The sequence below is a fragment of the Pedobacter kyonggii genome (assembly GCF_004310665.1).
Lineage (GTDB): Bacteria > Bacteroidota > Bacteroidia > Sphingobacteriales > Sphingobacteriaceae > Pedobacter > Pedobacter kyonggii.
Genome location: NZ_SIXF01000003.1, coordinates 329,503 through 348,325, shown reverse-complemented (window position 1 = coordinate 348,325; position 18,823 = coordinate 329,503). Strand labels below are relative to the sequence as shown.

Annotated in this window: 19 protein-coding genes, 2 tRNA genes and 1 pseudogene; 6 read left to right on the top strand and 16 right to left on the bottom strand. The window is 36.4% G+C overall.

The annotated features are described in order from the left end of the window. Positions 1–35 precede the first annotated feature (35 nt). From EYS08_RS05720 to EYS08_RS05700, 5 genes and pseudogenes are all read right to left on the bottom strand, one after another. A pseudogene (locus tag EYS08_RS05720) lies at positions 36–1,222 on the bottom strand (IS3 family transposase). Between the two features lie 82 nt (positions 1,223–1,304). Beyond that, a complete protein-coding gene (locus EYS08_RS05715) occupies positions 1,305–2,795 on the bottom strand; it encodes a S41 family peptidase (RefSeq protein WP_131029008.1) in 1,491 nt (496 codons plus the stop codon). Between the two features lie 2 nt (positions 2,796–2,797). Further along, on the bottom strand, positions 2,798–3,406 hold the full coding sequence (locus EYS08_RS05710) for an HAD family hydrolase (protein ID WP_131029006.1): 609 nt from the start codon (positions 3,404–3,406) through the stop codon (positions 2,798–2,800). A gap of 1 nt (position 3,407) precedes the next feature. After that, positions 3,408–3,887, bottom strand: coding sequence for an ATP-grasp domain-containing protein (locus EYS08_RS05705; protein WP_131029004.1), 480 nt, complete (start codon positions 3,885–3,887; stop codon positions 3,408–3,410). 64 nt (positions 3,888–3,951) lie between these two features. Further along, positions 3,952–4,602 (bottom strand): ABC transporter ATP-binding protein, encoded by a 651-nt coding sequence (locus tag EYS08_RS05700; protein ID WP_131029002.1) that lies wholly within the window; start codon positions 4,600–4,602, stop codon positions 3,952–3,954. Between the two features lie 176 nt (positions 4,603–4,778). Between EYS08_RS05700 and EYS08_RS05695 the strand changes: the two genes are divergently transcribed. Continuing rightward, a complete protein-coding gene (locus EYS08_RS05695; RefSeq protein WP_131029000.1) occupies positions 4,779–5,414 on the top strand; it encodes a hypothetical protein in 636 nt (211 codons plus the stop codon). A 2-nt stretch (positions 5,415–5,416) separates the two neighbouring features. Then, on the top strand, positions 5,417–5,713 hold the full coding sequence (locus tag EYS08_RS05690; protein WP_057932898.1) for a winged helix-turn-helix domain-containing protein: 297 nt from the start codon (positions 5,417–5,419) through the stop codon (positions 5,711–5,713). 30 nt (positions 5,714–5,743) lie between these two features. On the opposite strand, the gene EYS08_RS05685 is transcribed toward EYS08_RS05690, so the two are convergent. Then, complete coding sequence (locus EYS08_RS05685; RefSeq protein WP_131028999.1) at positions 5,744–5,956, bottom strand: hypothetical protein; 213 nt, start codon at positions 5,954–5,956, stop codon at positions 5,744–5,746. A 107-nt stretch (positions 5,957–6,063) separates the two neighbouring features. Here EYS08_RS05685 and EYS08_RS05680 point away from each other — a divergent pair, with 107 nt between their 5' ends. The 3 genes from EYS08_RS05680 (at position 6,064) to sucC (ending at position 9,647) form a co-directional block, all read left to right on the top strand. After that, positions 6,064–7,632: a DUF4153 domain-containing protein gene (locus EYS08_RS05680; protein ID WP_131028998.1), complete on the top strand. Its 1,569-nt coding sequence runs from the start codon at positions 6,064–6,066 to the stop codon at positions 7,630–7,632. A gap of 145 nt (positions 7,633–7,777) precedes the next feature. Continuing rightward, positions 7,778–8,086, top strand: a complete 309-nt coding sequence (locus EYS08_RS05675) for a hypothetical protein (RefSeq protein ID WP_131028996.1) — start codon at positions 7,778–7,780, stop codon at positions 8,084–8,086. Between the two features lie 361 nt (positions 8,087–8,447). Next, a complete protein-coding gene (gene sucC, locus EYS08_RS05670; RefSeq protein WP_131028994.1) occupies positions 8,448–9,647 on the top strand; it encodes an ADP-forming succinate--CoA ligase subunit beta in 1,200 nt (399 codons plus the stop codon). A gap of 393 nt (positions 9,648–10,040) precedes the next feature. Here the strand turns inward: sucC and EYS08_RS05665 are convergent, their stop codons facing one another. Genes EYS08_RS05665 through EYS08_RS05655 form a run of 3 tightly spaced genes read right to left on the bottom strand, consistent with a single transcriptional unit; the run spans position 10,041 to position 11,399 of the window. Then, positions 10,041–10,247 carry a helix-turn-helix domain-containing protein gene (locus EYS08_RS05665; RefSeq protein WP_108200565.1) on the bottom strand — a complete coding sequence of 69 codons (207 nt, stop codon included), beginning with the start codon at positions 10,245–10,247 and terminating at the stop codon, positions 10,041–10,043. Between the two features lie 4 nt (positions 10,248–10,251). Beyond that, entirely contained in the window at positions 10,252–10,839 is a 588-nt protein-coding gene (locus tag EYS08_RS05660) for a hypothetical protein (RefSeq protein ID WP_131028992.1), read from the bottom strand. Positions 10,840–10,841: 2 nt separating this feature from the next. Continuing rightward, positions 10,842–11,399 carry a DUF2975 domain-containing protein gene (locus EYS08_RS05655; RefSeq protein WP_131028990.1) on the bottom strand — a complete coding sequence of 186 codons (558 nt, stop codon included), beginning with the start codon at positions 11,397–11,399 and terminating at the stop codon, positions 10,842–10,844. A gap of 454 nt (positions 11,400–11,853) precedes the next feature. Between EYS08_RS05655 and EYS08_RS05650 the strand changes: the two genes are divergently transcribed. Then, positions 11,854–12,714: a sigma-70 family RNA polymerase sigma factor gene (locus tag EYS08_RS05650; protein ID WP_010601359.1), complete on the top strand. Its 861-nt coding sequence runs from the start codon at positions 11,854–11,856 to the stop codon at positions 12,712–12,714. Between the two features lie 133 nt (positions 12,715–12,847). Here EYS08_RS05650 and EYS08_RS05645 read toward each other — a convergent pair whose 3' ends face one another. From EYS08_RS05645 to EYS08_RS05615, 7 genes are all read right to left on the bottom strand, one after another. After that, a complete protein-coding gene (locus EYS08_RS05645) occupies positions 12,848–13,711 on the bottom strand; it encodes an AMP nucleosidase (RefSeq protein WP_208745792.1) in 864 nt (287 codons plus the stop codon). Between the two features lie 94 nt (positions 13,712–13,805). Beyond that, positions 13,806–15,044: an ATP-dependent Clp protease ATP-binding subunit ClpX gene (gene clpX, locus EYS08_RS05640; protein WP_057932890.1), complete on the bottom strand. Its 1,239-nt coding sequence runs from the start codon at positions 15,042–15,044 to the stop codon at positions 13,806–13,808. Then, positions 15,028–15,735, bottom strand: a complete 708-nt coding sequence (gene clpP, locus EYS08_RS05635) for an ATP-dependent Clp endopeptidase proteolytic subunit ClpP (RefSeq protein WP_029280325.1) — start codon at positions 15,733–15,735, stop codon at positions 15,028–15,030. Before clpP ends, clpX begins: the two co-directional genes overlap by 17 nt. Positions 15,736–15,792: 57 nt before the next feature. Further along, a complete protein-coding gene (locus tag EYS08_RS05630; protein WP_131028988.1) occupies positions 15,793–16,152 on the bottom strand; it encodes a four helix bundle protein in 360 nt (119 codons plus the stop codon). 52 nt (positions 16,153–16,204) lie between these two features. Next, positions 16,205–17,554, bottom strand: coding sequence for a trigger factor (gene tig, locus EYS08_RS05625; RefSeq protein ID WP_131028986.1), 1,350 nt, complete (start codon positions 17,552–17,554; stop codon positions 16,205–16,207). Between the two features lie 169 nt (positions 17,555–17,723). Next, a tRNA-Leu gene (locus tag EYS08_RS05620) sits at positions 17,724–17,805 on the bottom strand. Between the two features lie 434 nt (positions 17,806–18,239). Continuing rightward, positions 18,240–18,321, bottom strand: a tRNA-Leu gene (locus EYS08_RS05615). Positions 18,322–18,823: the final 502 nt, after the last annotated feature.

Genomic DNA, 18,823 nt, shown 5'->3' with positions numbered 1-18,823 from the left:
TTGGACTGACCCCCAAAGGTTGGACAAGTTAAAAATTAATTACATTGGTGAGCTCGATATTTTATCGGGCTCATTCCATTTAGATTTAGTTTGATCCTGTCGTTATTATAGTAATAGATATACTCTTCGATATCTTGTTTTAACTGGTTGATATCATTATACTTTTTAAGATAGAAAAGTTCAGATTTTAACGTTCCAAAAAAGTTTTCAATGACCGCGTTGTCCAAACAGTTCCCCTTCCTTGACATACTTTGTCTTATTCCTTTTTTCTTAAGCAGATATTGGTATTCTTTCATTTGATACTGCCATCCTTGATCGGAGTGCAATATCAATTTATTCTTTTTATTAATTTTTTCAATAGCACCATTCAACATTTCTTTTACCTGTTGGAAATTCGGTGATTCAGAAATATTATAACTAACTATCTCCCCATTGAACATTTCAATTATTGGCGACAGATATATCTTTTTATCATTGACTTTAAACTCTGTAATATCCGTAGCCCATTTCTGATTTGGTTTCTCTGCTAAAAACTTTCTTTTTAGAAGATTTGGAGCTATTTTACCCACCTCACCTTTATATGACCGATATTTTTTTCTTCTGATAAGAGATTTCAGTCCTAATGAACCCATCAGTTTCGAAACGGTTTTATGATTAATAGTGTATCCCTGGTTCCTCAATTCCAAAGTTATTCTTCGGTATCCATACCTCCCGCGATGCTGGTTATAAATGGCTTTTATCCGCGCCTCTGTGGCACTGTGTTTCTGCAGATAGGATTTTGTTTTTACATGGTAATAATAACTGCTCCGGGCCATTTTTACAATATGCAGCAAATGTTCCAATGGATATTTTAGCCTCAACTCCTCAATAACTAACGCTTTCTCTTTTGCGCTTGTTTCTTCAGGGTTAAGGCCTCGAGCTTTTTTAGCACTTCATTTTCAGCACGTAGATATAAGTTTTCCCTTTAACGGATACAACATTCTTTCAAAGATAGAGTTTTGTCTCGATAACATTCAATGGCTAAAACCTTTAGCTCAATTGGATAATTGTTGGTTTTCTTTGAAACCAATCCGAGGTTACCAAATGATTCATAATAGCTTATCCACCTTCTCAGTAATGTTCGTGGAACTCCATGAAGTTCTGCTAATCCTTTCTTGGATTGTCCTGCTAGATATTCTTTGACTAGCTTCAGCCTAAATTCTGCTGTGTACTTTCTTCGCATAAAAATGCCCCCAAATAGTGTCTAACTTTTTGGGGGCAGTGCAAAAACAAAACTGGCCTTTTAAGTATAAAGTTTAAGTTAATTATTTAAACCTCAGCTTTCTAGTTTCAACCATCCCCTTAAATTCATGATCCATCTTGCCTGAAAGATCTTCAACCTGGGTTTTCGAAAGCGGTGAGGTACTGCTAATGGCATTATCTTTAAGGAAAGAAGAGAAACCTCCATTGGCTGAATAGTATAAAGCCTGTGCCAATAGCTTTTCCGTTGGATCTCCAAAATCTTTGGTTACATCATCAAAAATATCTTTATCAACTGCCATTCCATCAAAATAACCGCCTTGATTTAATTGATTTTTGGTTTCAAACTGGGGAATATATAAGTCATTTTTATCTATACGGATGGAGAAAAATCCTACTGGTTTGCCATAAGTTTTCTTGCCAATCAGTTTAACATCGATTACAGGTTTTAAGTTGTTAATTAACAGCTCGCTTGCCGATGCTGTACTACCGGTTACAATAAAGTAAACCCTGGTTAGGCTATTCAATGATCCGCGCTTAGCAAAAACCTCTTGGTTTCCTGCTGCAACTGTAGGTTTATAAGAATAATCAAAATAAGAATACATCCGTGTTACACCATCATTACCTTTAGCATAAAATTTCTGATTTTGAAGAATAGTGGCTTGATTATCCTGCATCGTCTGTGTCCAGTAAGTGGTGTACATTACTCTACCGTTCTGAGAGGTCGGTGCAATCAAATTGGTAAAGGCTTCTGATGTAGCTACCGAACCCCCTCCATTGTAACGTAAATCGACAACAAGTTCGGTAATTCCCTCTGTCGAAAACTGTGTAAATGCGGCATCAAGAAAATCAGTTGAATTGGTAGTAAAACTGTTGAATACAATATACCCCACCTTTTTCGCTCCTACCGTATAAGTTTTGGTAAAAAGTATAGGATTGATATTATAACTTGCTTTGGTTATCGTTACGTCCTGACTATTGCCATCTGGTTTTAAAACCGTCATTGAAACTGTTGGGTTCGTACCAAAAATAGCATTCACTACATAGTCAATCCTTGCATCAGTGGTATTAATATCTGTGCTTCCATTAATTTTCGTAATCTGATAACCTCTTTTTAAGCCTTGAACACCAGCAGGTGATGTTGCATATACATATTTAACTCTTAAATCATTCGGGCCGGCAAAAAATACCGAGAAACCAAAATCTCCAGCTACGCCACCTAATTCTCCAGCTACAGTACCATCATCGATAAATGAATATTTATCTTTTCCTCCGGTACCTGGCAATGCTTTTAAAGCTGCTAAAACCGCATTGTTTGAATTATACTGTCTTGGATTAAAGGTAGAATAACCTGGCATCCCAACATTCCAATAATACGTTTGCTGTGCATACAAGTAAATAGAATCTTTCGTTAGCTCTGCCCGGGTTCCTGGAGTGCCTTGCGGTGCACCATCTCCATCAGGATTATTATTCGATTTTTTACAGGATACTATAAATCCAACCACAATAAGCAAAGCATATAAAAATGCATTTTGCGAAATAAATTTTCTAAGCATATTTACTTGTAAATTTCTAGTGACACAATATACGGCAAATTAATTAATTTAGATTGTTGCTCATCAAATTTATTTGCACCAACAACTAACGCTTGGTTAGGCGACAAATTATTGCTGTTTAGTATGTTCTGAAAAATTTCTGCTTTGGTTAAGCCCAGTTCCTCAACAAAATATACCGTAAGGTATTGCTCTAGCCCATTCCACTCTGTTTGCTTAATTTTATTAAGTTGTTGCTCAGGGTTACCGGCAGTTACAATAAATATTTGTTTGCGGTCTACCACAAGTTCCTGCATAAACCCGAGCATATTTTTATAAAGCAAAAGTTTTAAAGGTAAACGGGCATTCTGATGTAGAAGATCAAAATTATGCTTGTACTTCATATCAATGGCAAACTGACCTGCTGTTTTCTCAAAAAGTTTTTCAGTACCATTACTTTCGTATGCTGCACGCATAAATTCAATAATAGGCTGTGCACTTTTTTGCTCGGTGTATTCTATAAACTGGGCAAACAGATAATAAACCTGTAACAGATAATCTTTCTCTGGAAAAAGCACATCGTCCAATTCAAAAATTACAATCTGTTTGTCCTTAACGTATTGATATGCATCCATATTAAATTGTAAAAAGTTTTAAATCATCAGCATTGTTATAACCAAATACCCCATTTAATTTGGGAGATACATTTGTAGGTAGAGACCCCTTTTCGGTTGAAAAAATCTGATCACCGTGAATAAACACTACAAAATTTTGATAAGTAAGCTTTTCTTCCGTTAGATAATCAGCAATTACATCAGCATCGGGCAACAGCACCTGGATTCCATACTCGCCAAAAAGCACAGCAGATTTAGCCAGTGGCTCAAGCTCATAATGGTGCAAGGGGATAATACAATCTATGGACTCAGTGATACAAAAATTTAATAGAATATGAGCGATACTGTCTTTATTTAAAACACCTAACGATAAAAAGGCATAATTTTCAGTTACAATCCCCGGTACATCACCATAGTCGGCAAGTAAAACAAAATGACTGGGAAATGCTTTCATCAGCTTCAAAGCCTTAGCATTGTTTCCCCCTGTTATCAGTATTTTCAAAGTATAATGATTGAATGAATAAGTTAATTAATGATAGCGTGGCTAACTATAGAATGATATGATTTTATACGATTAAACCATCTTTCATGCTCACTACGCGGTCGCTGGTTTTTGCGAGGTGTTCATTGTGCGTAACAATTACAAAGGTTTGATGGAAATTATCGCGCAAACTTACAAACAACTGGTGTAATCCGGCTGCATTTTCAGAGTCTAAATTCCCTGATGGTTCATCAGCCAATATAATTGAAGGATTATTAATCAGTGCTCTCGCAATGGCCACACGTTGCTGCTCACCGCCAGAGAGCTGATTGGGCTTATGCTGGGCTCTGTCTTTTAGTCCAAACAGATCTAATAGTTCAAATGCCCTGCTTTCGGCCTGTTTTTTATTGGTTTTGGCTATAAATGCCGGGATGCAAATATTTTCAATGGCACTAAATTCTGGCAACAAATGATGAAACTGAAATACAAAACCAATATTCTGATTGCGGAAAGTACTCAACAAATCGCCATTCAATCTATTAATAACAGTGCCTTTTAACTCTACAGATCCCTCATCCGGTTTATCCAATGTTCCTAAAATATGCAATAAAGTACTTTTACCTGCACCAGATGGCCCAATAATACTTACAATCTCCCCTTTTTGCACTTCAAAATTTACGCCTTTTAAAATTTGCAGATTTCCGTACGATTTTCTTATTCCAGTGGCTTTTAGCATGCTTCAAATTTAATAAAAAAGGTTAAAGGCCAAAGCACAAAGACTAAAGACTAAAGACCAAAGCTAAAATTAGAATCTGTGTAATCTCTAAATCTGTGTAATCATCCCAAAGGAAAAAAAATAATTTTGGAAATATCAATTTCTTATTTAACTTTGAAAAACAAAGCACTTTTAAAATGAGCACTCAAGAAGAACAATTAAATGCCTTAAAAGATATCAGACAAATGATGGACAGGTCATCGAGATTTATTTCTTTGAGCGGTTTATCTGGTGTTTTTGCAGGCGTTATCGCTTTAATTGGGGCTTATTTTGCCAATGACGAAATAAATAAGTTTATTGGCAAACGCGGTTACGGTTACGGCGTTGATGGAGAAATGGACCTGGAGTTTAACTTAATAAAACTTGGCATTTTTGTTTTGGTGATTGCTCTGGCTGGCGGCGTTTTATTTACTTATAGAAAAAGTCAGAAAAATAATCTTCCAATCTGGGATAAAACCTCGAAAGCACTTTTAATTAATTTATTTGTCCCGTTGGTTGCCGGAGGTTTGTTTATTATTGCTTTATTGGTTAACCATCCTAACACTTATGCTATTGTTGCACCAAGTTGTTTAATTTTCTATGGTTTGGCGCTTATTAATGCCAGTAAATATACTTACAGCGACATTCGCTACCTGGGGCTTTGCGAGGTAATATTGGGATTAATCTGTATGTTTTACATAGGTTATGGCTTATTTTTTTGGGCTTTCGGCTTTGGTATATTGCACATTGTTTATGGTCTTTTAATGTATTTTAAATATGAGAGAGGTCAGTAAGGATGAAAAACCCGATAGCAGATTTAAATAAAATATTCGATAGCCGGATCAGGTTGGGCGTAATGTCTATCCTGGTGGTAAACGATGAAATTGGCTTTAACGACCTGAAACAGATGCTTGAATTAACAGATGGAAACCTGGCCTCACACCTGAATACTTTAGAGCAGGCAGAATTTATCAAGGTACACAAAGGTTTTATCGGCAGAAAAACCAGTACCACCTACTCCATCACGGCTTTGGGCAAACAAGCCTTTAAAGCACACTTAGATGCACTTGAAAAAATGATCAAAAAACTATAAGTCATTTTTTTTAATTATTTACTTTGAATTTCAAAGCACTTTTAAAATGAAAAACACAGCTCTTTTAACTATTAAAATTGGGAAGAAAACCGCAGTGACTTCTTTTATTGCAGGAACTGCTCTATTTCTTAGTTTTTGCCTTTTCAGGGCTGAATTTCTGATCTCTTTTGGCCTTATATATCTTTCTATTGCCATTATAGTTAACCTGTTTGTAATACATGCCCTCATCGTTTCTAGTTTCATTTATACATCAAACAGAGCATCCTCAATATCGACCATATTACTCCAGCTCGTCAACATCCCTATTGCTATTATGTATTTCTTAATTGTAACCACAATCATATTATAAAATGAAGAATAAATCAAATCTCCTTTTACTCTCTGCCCTATTGGGCGGACTGTTATTTACTTTTCTTTTCTGGCAGGAAAGATTAGCGCTCAATCTGCTTATTTATAGCATCTATTTACTGGCTATTACCTTTATTAATCCAGATGTAGTTAAAAGCACTAAACTAAAAATTTATAGCTTAGCGCATCTTTTAGCAGCGATACTGGTGGTGGTTAATAACTCTGATTTATCTGTTGCTACCTATTACATCAGTTTACTTTTATTTATCGGTTTTAGTCATAACCAGCAGATCAGAACAATTTTTACTGCTTTTCTTGCCAGTATTTTACAAATGATTACGGTTCCATTTAATGCGGTGCAACATTTAAGTAAAATAAGCATAGGCAATTTTAACCTGAAACCTATTTTCAAATTAATCAAGTACATTTTTATACCCGTTATTGCCGTAATCTTTTTTGCGTGTTTGTATTCTGCGGCCAATAATGTTTTTGCACACTATGCCGAAAGCATATTAACGAACATCGCACAGTTTTTCGAAGATATCCTTCATTTCTTTTTCAAAGATTTAAGTATCGACCGCATCATACATTTCTGTTTCGGATTAGTTTTAACAGGCGGTTTATTGCTTGCATTTTTTGATAAAAGTTTAGAAAAAGCAGAACTGAAATGCAAGGAACAATTAGTAAGGATCAGAAGAACATCAGGTCAAAAAACGATTTGGTACAATATTGTAGAAATATTTAGCGGCAACCTCCTAACACGGAAAATGGCCCTAAAAACCGAGTATATTGTAGGTGTAATTTCATTCGTTGCACTTAACCTGCTATTGTTGTTATTAAATACGATCGATATTTCTACACTTTGGTTTGGATACAAACCTGCAGGAAATTTCTCTGCCGACCTTCATGATGGTACAAACACCTTAATCTTCAGCATCATACTGGCGATGGCCGTAATCCTATATTTTTTCCGTGGAAACTTAAACTTTTACAGCAAAAGCAAACCACTTAAAATTTTAGTCATTACATGGATGGTCCAAAATTTTATCCTCATTATCTCGGTTTTTATCCGCGATGGTTATTATATTGAATTCCATGGTTTAACGCATAAAAGAATCGGTGTATTGGTATTTGCAATACTCTGTATTATTGGCTTAGCCACGGTATATTTAAAAGTAGCTAAACAGAGAACCTTATTTTATCTATTTAAAGTAAATGGAAATATCTGGTTCGCCCTATTATTGGCTTTTAGTTTAATAAACTGGGATATTTTTATTGTGAAATACAATTTATCGAAAAGTGATCAGGTTGGCATCGATGCCGATTATCTCCTTTCATTATCCGACAAAACCCTGCCCATTTTAGATAAAAACAGATCAAAGCTGCATTACACACTTTCTAAAGACCTATATGGAAGAGAGATTGCCAAACCCCAAATAGCAGACTTTTATAGAGACCAATTGGACAAGCGTATTGGCTATTTTAAAGAACGTTATGAAGGCGTAAGCTGGCTATCTTGGAACCTGCAGGATTGGAATACGGCGCAATATTTTGGTATAAGTAAAAAATAATAGCGTCAAAAATCATGAAGTTAAAGCCGTTTTGCAGATCATTTTATAATTAACCGCTCAACCTTAGCTCCCTGATGCAGACCGCATCGGGGAAACTAAAAATAATTTAATTATCCATTTAAAACGTATATTTAAATATAAAATCATGAAAAATCAAGAAACATTAAATCCAGGTAAATTAAGAATTACCATCATTTTAAGTGTAATAGCGTCAATATTGGCTATTCCATTAATAGCCATGCAGTTTACTAATGAAGTGAATTGGACACTATCCGATTTTGTAATCGCAGGCATATTATTACTCAGCACAGGTTTGGCTATAGAACTTGTAATCAGAAATTTAAAAACGGGTACCCTAAGAACAGTAATACTTGTTGCTATTTTACTGGCCTTATTCCTTATCTGGGCAGAACTGGCTGTTGGTATCTTCGGAACACCATTTGCAGGAAGTTAGAGAACACTATTAACCGTTTTGTTCCCGCAGATTTAAGATAATTAGCGCAGAGGGAATATATTTTTTTTTGCATTTGTTAGAACCAACTTTGTTTTTAAGCCTGATTACAGCGGTAAACCCGGAGCGTAGTGAGGACTTATAGCGAAAAGCAGGGCCACAAGCCGCCACGAAGAACCGCCCTCTCACTTTCAAATAAAAAATCTCTGCGTATATCTGCGAAATCAGCGGGACACCATAAACTAGCGCACATTACAGGCACTAATTTCCAGTTTAACACAAAACGTTCATTTTCTGAAAAAATCGGCAATTGCTATTTGTTTAAAGGGTTTGAAATTGTAGCTTTGGGCAAATTTTGTAGCAAATGAATATTCACGAATACCAGGGTAAACAAATATTAAAAAGTTTCGGTGTTAACGTTCAAGAAGGAATAGTTGCCGATACTCCTGAGCAAGCTGTTGAGGCTGCTAAGCAACTGAAAATAGATTACAATTCTGATTGGGTTGTAATTAAAGCGCAAATCCACGCAGGTGGCCGCGGCAAAGGTGGTGGTGTTAAATTAGCCAAAAACCTTGAAGAAGTTAAACAACGTGCAACCGATATTATTGGTATGCAATTGGTTACTCCTCAAACCGGTCCAGAAGGTAAATTGGTGAGTAAAATTTTAGTTGCCCAGGATGTTTATTATCCAGGTGCTTCTGAAACCAAAGAATTCTACATCTCTGTATTGTTAGACCGTGCAAAAGGCCGTAACATTATCATGTACAGTACGGAAGGTGGTATGGATATCGAAGAAGTTGCTGAGCACACACCACACTTAATTTTCAAAGAAGAAATCGATCCTAAAGTTGGTTTACAAGGTTTCCAGGCCCGTAAAGTAGCTTTTAACTTAGGCGTTAGCGGTAATGCTTTTAAAGAGATGGTTAAGTTTGTAACTGCCTTATATAAAGCTTACGAAGCAACCGATTCTTCAATGTTCGAAATCAATCCGGTATTAAAAACTTCTGATGATAAAGTAATTGCTGTTGATGCTAAAGTTAATTTAGATGAAAACGCTTTATTCCGTCATCCTGACTATGCAGCAATGCGCGATGTTACGGAAGAAGATCCGATGGAAGTTGAAGCAAGCGCTTCTAACCTTAACTTTGTTAACCTTGATGGTAACGTAGGTTGTATGGTTAACGGTGCTGGTTTAGCTATGGCTACCATGGATATTATTAAATTGGCCGGTGGTGAGCCAGCTAACTTCTTAGACGTTGGCGGAACTGCTAACGCACAAACGGTTAAAGCGGCTTTCAACATCATTTTGAAAGACCCTAACGTTAAAGCAATTTTGATCAACATTTTCGGCGGTATTGTTCGTTGCGATCGTGTTGCACAAGGTGTAATCGATGCTTATAAAGAAATCGGTAACATTCCAGTGCCAATTATCTGCCGTTTACAAGGCACAAATGCCGAAGAAGCTAAAAAATTAATTGATGAGTCTGGCCTTCAGGTTTACTCAGCAATCGCTTTAAAAGAAGCTGCGGATTTAGTAACTAAAGTATTGGCTGAACAAGCGTAGGCTTAAGCTAAAAGTCGAAAGACCAAAGCTTAAAGTAATACATATTTTAAAACCTTTCAGTGAAAACTGGAAGGTTTTTTTGTTTATTTAAACCTCACAGGTTTTGAAAACCTGTGAGGTTTGTTATCTATACTTACAACTGTCGAAAGAAATCAAACTTATTTGAAAATCAAGGGCCTGTTCTTTTCGTTCCGGAAGCCCTGCTATTACTTCAATCTTTTTAAACAATAACTGTCATGCTGAGGCACGACAACAAAATTTATGGGCACTACAGTTAAAAAGTATTTCGCTCTATCAGGTTTATTTAACATGGGTCGGTCGTACTCCGGCAAAAAACCTATCGCTAAACTTACGAAGTCTTTCCTGCGCTCGATCCCTTCTAGACTTCGGAGGTTAATCTGCGCGGAATTCCAAAATATCACCTGGCTGGCAATCTAAAGCCTTACAAATCGCCTCTAACGTTTCCAAACGGACAGCCTTTGCTTTGCCTGTTTTGAGTATCGATAAATTAGACATCGTAATCCCTACCCGCTCACTTAATTCGGTTAACGACATTTTACGCCTGGCTAACATTACATCTAAATTTACAATTATGGGCATGGGCTTATATCGTTAAATCGTTTTCCAGCTTGAGTTTTCTGGTATACACAATAAACTGATAGGTTGCAACTGCAAGTATAATCAGTCCCATAGGATAAAGATTAGAAAAACCATGTGTACGGTCGTGTTTAAATGCACCACCTGTAAGGTCGCCAACATACTTATCCATCAGTGTCGTCCCTGCAATACTGATCCCTAAAAACAGAAACATAATTATAACCAATAGCTGATAAACATTCTGCTCTTCCAATTTATAGATATTGATCAATTTAAACTTTATGGCTAATAAAATTGAGCAACCTAGCGCGAGATAAAAAACAACACTTATACCGCCATCGTTGAACATTTGATTTTCTAATATCATTGAATCCATAAGGCTAGGTTTTATCTGTATTATCCCTATTTCGCTATTTGTAAAATCAAACCCCTTAACATTAACTTTGTTTGCCGGTAAATGTCTGACAACATTAATTTTTAAAATACCGTTATTGTAATCTATTGCAGCATAAACAAAATGTGTTAGGGCTGAAATCAGCGCGTAAGCAATCAGGCTATAAGCCGAGTTTCTTAAAATTTTCACTGCACTACTCATGATTATATCGTTAAATCGTTTTCTTGTTGAATTTCTATCCCTCTGTTCACAACCTGTACAATTATAAAAAGTACAACAGCCATAAAGAACCACACATCAGCTCCATCCATATTTAACGATTGGAGATTAGGAGCCATTACGCCTTGTTCTGTAAGCCAAACTGTATACTTATAGCCTAAATGAGCAAAAAAACCTATCCCAAGGGCTAAAAAAACCTGGATCAAAATAAAATGCTTCAACCCTCTACTGAAAGGTTGAGAAATACTGAGTTTTTTGTCGATAAACAACTTCACAATTAAATAGAACATGATTGCTTTTAGCACAGCAACAATAATCATAACAAGTGTAATAACCAGGAAATACCCCTGATCAAATTTGTAAACACCTGACAAATAATCTGCTCCATCCCAAAAGTTCCTCACACCCTGTGGGTTTATAAACGTTGTAATAATTGTATTAACAATTACCCCACCTGCTTCGACGCATAGGCCTATAAAAATTATCCACGAAAGTACCTGTAATACTTTCAAAATCTGATTGGTTGTTATTTTAATTTCCATAATTACATACCAGTTTTAAATGTAATGCCTGAGATTTAATTTACTGTTTAAATATTTAAGCCGATTTCTTGTTTTGATTTTTATATATACAACCTGACAAAAACTACATGACCAAAAACACCCAATAATAAGGGCTTTTGTTATTTGCTTTAAATAGTTGAAAAATTAAGAAACATCATATTTATTCAATCATTTACAGTACAAACATAAATAATAAATTATTATAATTCAAAATATATTTATCGATTTACAATAAATAATATTCGATAAACAATTATAATTCAATTATTCAGACTCACAATGTCAGGATTTTATTTGGAATGGTTTTTGCTGTAAGTAAAACTGTAAAAAACTTGTGCAAACAGTAACATTTTCAGCATTTTATCCTTTCGGATTGCTATACAATTTCGTAACTTTGCACACTCAATAATTAAAGAGCACACAATTCGTATAAATGAGACAACTCAAGATAACGCAATCCATTACCAACCGTGAAAGTCAGTCATTAGATAAATACCTACACGAAATTGGCAAAGTAGATTTAATAACAGCAGAAGAGGAAGTAATTTTAGCAAGGAAGATTCGTGAAGGCGATCAGGCTGCATTAGAGCGATTGACTAAGACCAACTTGCGTTTCGTTGTATCTGTTGCAAAACAATATCAAAATCAAGGCCTAACCTTAGGCGATTTAATCAATGAAGGTAACTTAGGTTTAATAAAAGCGGCAAAACGTTTTGATGAGACTAAAGGTTTCAAATTCATTTCTTACGCCGTTTGGTGGATTCGTCAATCTATTCTGCAGGCAATTGCCGAGCAGAGCCGTATTGTACGTTTACCTTTAAACCAGGTGGGTTCATTAAGCAAAATCAGTAAAGCTTTCTCTAAATTAGAGCAGGAATACGAACGTGAGCCTTCTCCTGAAGAACTTGCCGATATTTTAGAAACTACAGTGGATAAAATTTCGGATACACTTAGCAATTCAGGCCGCCACGTATCAATGGATGCTCCTTTTGTTCAAGGTGAAGAAAATACACTATTAGATGTATTGGAAAACCACGAACCCAATACAGATAGTTCATTGATTAATGAATCTTTATCGGAAGAAATTAAACGTTCTTTATCTACTTTAACTGAGAGAGAAAGAGAAATTATAGTTTTATTCTTCGGCTTAGGTTCTAACCACCCACTTTCGTTAGAGGAGATTGGTGAGAAATTTAATTTAACACGCGAGCGTGTTCGTCAGATTAAGGATAAAGCATTACAACGCTTACGTCATACTTCAAGAAGCAAAATCTTAAAATCTTATTTAGGATAAGAGATTAGATTCATATAAACAAAAAAAGATCGGCTATTGGCCGATCTTTTTTTGTTTATACCATGTATACTAATTGTGCTTATTCAGATCCTGAAACAAGTTCAGGATGACGATGTAAAATCGGGACAGGATGTTAAAACAACAAATGTTTCACTGTCAATCCGTTATTAATTAACTGTTTCAACGAATCAATACCGATTCTCAAATGTGTTTCTACATACTTTTCGGTTACGCTGCTATCGCTTTCGGCGGTTTTAACACCTTCTGGTATCATCGGTTGATCGGAAACTAAAAGTAACGCACCAGCTGGAATTTTATTGGCAAAGGCCGTGGTAAAAATCGTAGCAGTTTCCATATCTACAGCCATTGCCCTTAAAGTTTTCAAGTATTTTTTAAATTCTTTATCGTGCTCCCAAACTCTGCGGTTGGTGGTATAACAGGTTCCGGTCCAATAATCTCTACCATGATCGCGTATGGTTGTAGAGATCGCTTTCTGCAAAGCAAATGCTGGCAATGCAGGTACTTCTGCCGGCAGGTAATCATTTGATGTACCTTCACCCCTGATTGCGGCAATAGGCAAGATTAAATCGCCTAATTGGTTTTTCTTCTTCAAACCACCGCATTTACCCAAAAACAAAACAGCTTTAGGTTTAATGGCCGTCAATAAGTCCATCATCGTAGCTGCCAAGGGACTTCCCATACCAAAGTTGATAATCGTAATGCCATTTGCGGTAACACTTTGCATAGGCTTATCTAAACCCATAACTGGTGCATTATCGTTCCATTCCGAAAACATGGTTACATACTTACTGAAATTGGTCAGCAGAATATAATCACCAAATTGATCTAAGGGCCTACCGGTATAACGTGGCAACCAGTTTTTAACAATTTCATCTTTCGATTTTAATCCCGATTTAACAGGAGTTTCTACTTCTTTTACTTTTTTTGATTTCTCTACAATTTCCTCGTCTTTTTTTACGTCTTTTTCTTCGTTCATATTCTTTTAGTTTTGAGCATAGCGCTTAGCGCTTAGCGTTAACAAATATTGTATTAAAAAAAAATCCCCCCGCTTTCGCGAGAGGATTGAATTTTTAAGCGGCCTGCAACTTTTTAAAGTCGGCCTTTTCAAATTTCTCTATCGCGTAATCGAGATTGATGTGCAGTTCCTTTACATCCGTCTGCGTTGGCGTATCAAACATCGCATCCAACATAATCGCTTCACAGATCGATCTTAACCCACGTGCCCCCAGTTTATATTCCATTGCTTTATCTACAATAAAATTTAAAACATCTTCATCAAAAACAAGCTTTACGTCTTCATAAGCAAAAAGCTTTACATACTGCTTGATCAATGAATTTTTAGGTGCGGTTAAAATATTTCTTAAAGATTCTTTATCCAATGGGTTTAAGTGAGAAAGAACCGGTATACGACCAATTAATTCTGGAATTAATCCAAAAGATTTCAGATCCTGAGGTGTAATATACTTATAAAGATTTTTAAGATCTAAAACTGTCTCATCTTTCTTTACTTTATAACCTACAGCCTGCGTGCGTAAGCGGTTGGCAATTTTACGTTCAATACCATCAAATGCCCCGCCACAAATAAATAGAATGTTATTTGTGTTTACCGGGATCATTTTCTGATCTGGGTGTTTACGTCCGCCCTGAGGTGGAACGTTTACAACTGTACCTTCTAAAATTTTCAATAAAGCCTGCTGAACACCTTCTCCCGATACATCACGTGTAATGGATGGGTTATCACTTTTACGCGCTACTTTATCTACCTCATCAATGTAAACGATACCGCGTTCTGCAGCCGTTACATCATAATCAGCAGCTTGAAGCAAGCGCGTTAAAATACTTTCAACATCTTCACCTACATAACCTGCTTCTGTTAATACAGTTGCATCGCAGATACAGAATGGCACATGCAAAATTTTCGCAATGGTTTTAGCCAAAAGTGTTTTACCTGTACCGGTTTCGCCCACCAACATGATATTTGATTTTTCGATCTCAATCTCGTCTTTATCAACTTTTTGATTTAAACGTTTGTAGTGATTGTAAACGGCAACGGATAATACCTTTTTAGCATCGTCCTGACCAATAACATACTGATCAAGATGTTGTTTAATTTCAAGAGGCTTTAATAAGTTTATCGCCTCTTGAATATTTTTTGTCCCTTTGGTCCCTAATTCTTGCGCAAGCAATTGATTGGCCTGGGTTACACATTTATCGCAGATAAATGCATCCATACCTTCAATCAACATTAACGTTTCATGCTTGCCAGAATGGCAGAATGAACAACGGGATTCTTTATTTTGTTTCGCCATCTTTTTTTGCGTTTCTCGATAACACCTCATCAACCATACCAAATCCTTTTGCCTCGTCAGCTGTCATCCAGTAATCGCGATCTGAAGCTTTCTCTACCCAATCATATGTTTGTCCAGAGTGCTCTGAAATAATATCGTATAATTCTTTTTTCAATTTCAACATCTCTCTCAAGTTGATCTCCATATCAGATGCTACACCTTGTGCGCCTCCTGATGGTTGGTGAATCATTACTCTTGAGTGAGGTAATGCAGCACGTTTTCCTTTAGCACCTGCTACCAATAAAACTGCCCCCATTGATGCGGCCATACCTGTACAGATTGTAGCTACATCTGGCTGTATATATTGCATGGTATCATAAATACCTAAACCTGCATAAACCGAACCACCTGGCGAGTTAATGTAGATCTGAATATCTCTATCGGCATCTGTTGATTGCAAAAACAACAACTGAGCCTGAATGATATTGGCATTCTGATCGTAAATTGCATCACCTAAAAAGATAATACGGTCCATCATTAACCTTGAGAAAACATCCATTTGTGCTACATTCAACTGGCGTTCTTCAATGATATATGGTGTCATGCTCTTAGGGTCCAGATTAGCCTGAGCGATAAATTTATCTACGTGTAAACCGCCAATCCCCTGATGTTTAACGGCAAATTTTCTGAATTCTTGTGAATCTATGTTCATAGTTATAGAGTTTGGCGTTTTGCGATAAGCGGGTTAAGCCTAAACCAAATACGCAAGTTATTTTAATAAATATTTCCTGAAGTTGGTTAATTTCCGTGCCAATTTATCTAATTCTTCTAGATAATCTTTCAGCTCTTTGTCAGAAATATATTTTCTTCGTTCTAAAACTACTAAAATATTTGCATTCCCAAAGGCAGAGCGATACGCAATATTCAGATAATGAGCGAATTCCTTATTGGAAATAGAACCTGAGCCTTCGGCAATATTATTAGATATGCTAAGAGCAGCCCCATTGAGCTGCTCTGCAAATCTGTATTTTTTATCAACTGACAATCGGTCAGCTATATCAAGTAATTTATCAGTTATTGCTATTGACAACTGCCAAACTTCGAGCGATTGAAATTTAAATTGAGCCATAACTCAATATAGCAATAGCACAATTATTTTCAAAGCGCCTTACGCCAAACGCTTACTTTTTATCCAGCGCAATAAACTTATCATAATCAATATCTTTTTGCTCTAAAGTAACAACAGATTTGATTTGTTCGAAAGTTTTTAATGCTTTTACCTCTTCGAAAACACGGTTTGCATTTTCTTTTTCCTGTAAAAACTGAACGGCATATTGAGCCAATTGATCTTCAGGAAGCGGGCTTGGGCTGTACATTCTAAACTGTGCATCTAATTTAGCCTTAGCTGCCTGAACTACATCCTCATATTTAATTTCGATACTGTTATCTTTAATGATTTTGTTTTCGATTAAAGTCCATTTAAGGTTTTTAGCGAAATCATCATAACCTTCTGCCAACTCTTCGTCGGTTAATTTTTCGTTAGTAGCTTTTAACCAGCGACGTAAAAATTCATCAGGCAATTCGAAATTGTGTTTAGTTAAAAGTGCTTCATAAATATCGTTAGATAATTTACGCTCAGCATCTTGTTTAAACATACCTTCTACTTCTTCAGTAATTTTTGCTCTGAAACCAGCTTCGTCAGTTACAGTACCTTCACCAAATAATTTATCAAAAAACTCTTGGTTTAAATCTGACTCTTCTAAGCGGTTAACGTTTTTAACGTGAAGTTTAAAGTTTGCTTTTAACTCAGCAGCTTCTTCTTCAGAAATATTTAAAGCTTTAGCGATTACTGCAGCATCTTCTAATGCTTTTTGAATATCGATGGTTACTTCATCATCTTTCTTTAAACCAATTAGCGATTTAAGGATTTTTTTATCTTTAACCTGATCTAAGCGAATGGTTGCAGTACTGGTAATACCACCTTCAACAGCAGTGCCATCTGCAGCTACCTGAGTTAATTCAGTGTAAAGCACGTCATCATCAGCCGAAACCTCAGGATTAGTCATTTTACCATAGCTACGACGGATATTTTTGATACGGCTTTCTAAAGTTTCTTTATCAGCTTTAATTACGTATTCGGTAAATTTATCTTTAGATGAAAGATTAACATCAAAAGCAGGTGCTAAACCTAACTCATAATCAAACTCGAAATCATCTGTATTATCCCATTTAAATTCGCGTTCATCGTCCATTTTAGGAAGTGGTTGACCTAAAATTTCTAATTTTTGCTCCGCAATATAGTTAGATAAAGTATCGTTCAATAAGTTGTTAACCTCTTCTACCAAGATACTTTTGCCATACATTTTCTTAATGTGGGCAGCAGGAACCATTCCTTTACGGAAACCAGGTAATTGTGCTTTTTTAGCTTGATCTTTAATGGCTTTCTCTACTTTTCCAGTGTAATCAGCAGGTGCGATTTTGATTTTTACAACAGCATTTAAGTTGCCGGTTTTTTCCTGTGTAATATTCATTTTTTCTGAGATATAGTAAGATGTGCTTTAGACGGGAGATATGAGATATGAGATTTGAGAAGAAACCATATATCGCCACAACCGGCACAGCACATCAATTTTTATTAATCAATGTTTTTAAAAACAAAACCGTTCCGATTTTTAAATCGGAACGGCCTTTATCTTGTTGTGCGGAAGAAGGGACTCGAACCCCCACGCCGTGAAGCGCCAGATCCTAAGTCTGGTGCGGCTACCAATTACGCCACTTCCGCAGTTAGGATGTTGTAAGGACTGCAAAGATAGAAACAAGATTGAATAATCAAAAGGCATCGGCAATATTTTATTGATTATTTCGATCAAAAACCGCTAACTCTTTAATTTTTAAGGAGAAAAAATTCAATAAAGTAGACTTTCGCAATGGTTTGTGAAGACACAGACCATGGGACTTGTAACTTGAAGCGGAGTTATTACTGCGATAAAAGACGAGGTTTGTTTTTCAGAATAAATGAAGCCTTTATTTTTTTTGGAAAGCAGGTTCGGTAGCGTTTAGGATAATGCAATCCCGCTGTACGCTTTACTGCGTGCCGCTTCCATCGGGTTTAGGTGGCAAGGATAGGTGAAGTATCAGTGGTTAAAATATTAAACGTCCCTACGGAAACATAAAAAAACCGTTCTGATGTTTAAATCGAAACGGTTGATCTTGTTGTGCGGAAGAAGGGACTCGAACCCCCACGCCGTGAAGCGCCAGATCCTAAGTCTGGTGCGGCTACCAATTACGCCACTTCCGCAGATAGGATGTTTTAAGGATTGCAAAGATAGAAACTAAATTGAATAATCAAATCTTTGCAATACTTTGTGAAGAAACAAAATTTAATTCAATGGTCGTGCGTACATCTTTGCAGTCCCCTAAGCACTGTCCGTCATTGCCAGCTTGACTGGCAATCTTAATGCATCAGAAAGTTAATGAACCATGGGTGAAGCTTTAGGATTCCCGTTTTCACCTATCGTGTGGACACATCTTAGATGTGGATTTTTAGGCATTATGCTAGACTGCTTTAATAATACACAGGCTTTACCGAAGAACGCCCGTCAATCCCAAGTGGCAGGAAATCAAAAAACAGGTGCAGAATAGAACAAATAGTACTACCAAACCTTAAACGCAGTGGTTTTGTGTTCATAAGCGATGAGTCAAAACTTTCACGAGAATTGAACACAAAACAAAGTGCTGCTGTTTTTTGATGAGCGTGGGTGACGAGGAGCCACATTGTAGGATTGACAAAGCGCTTTGGG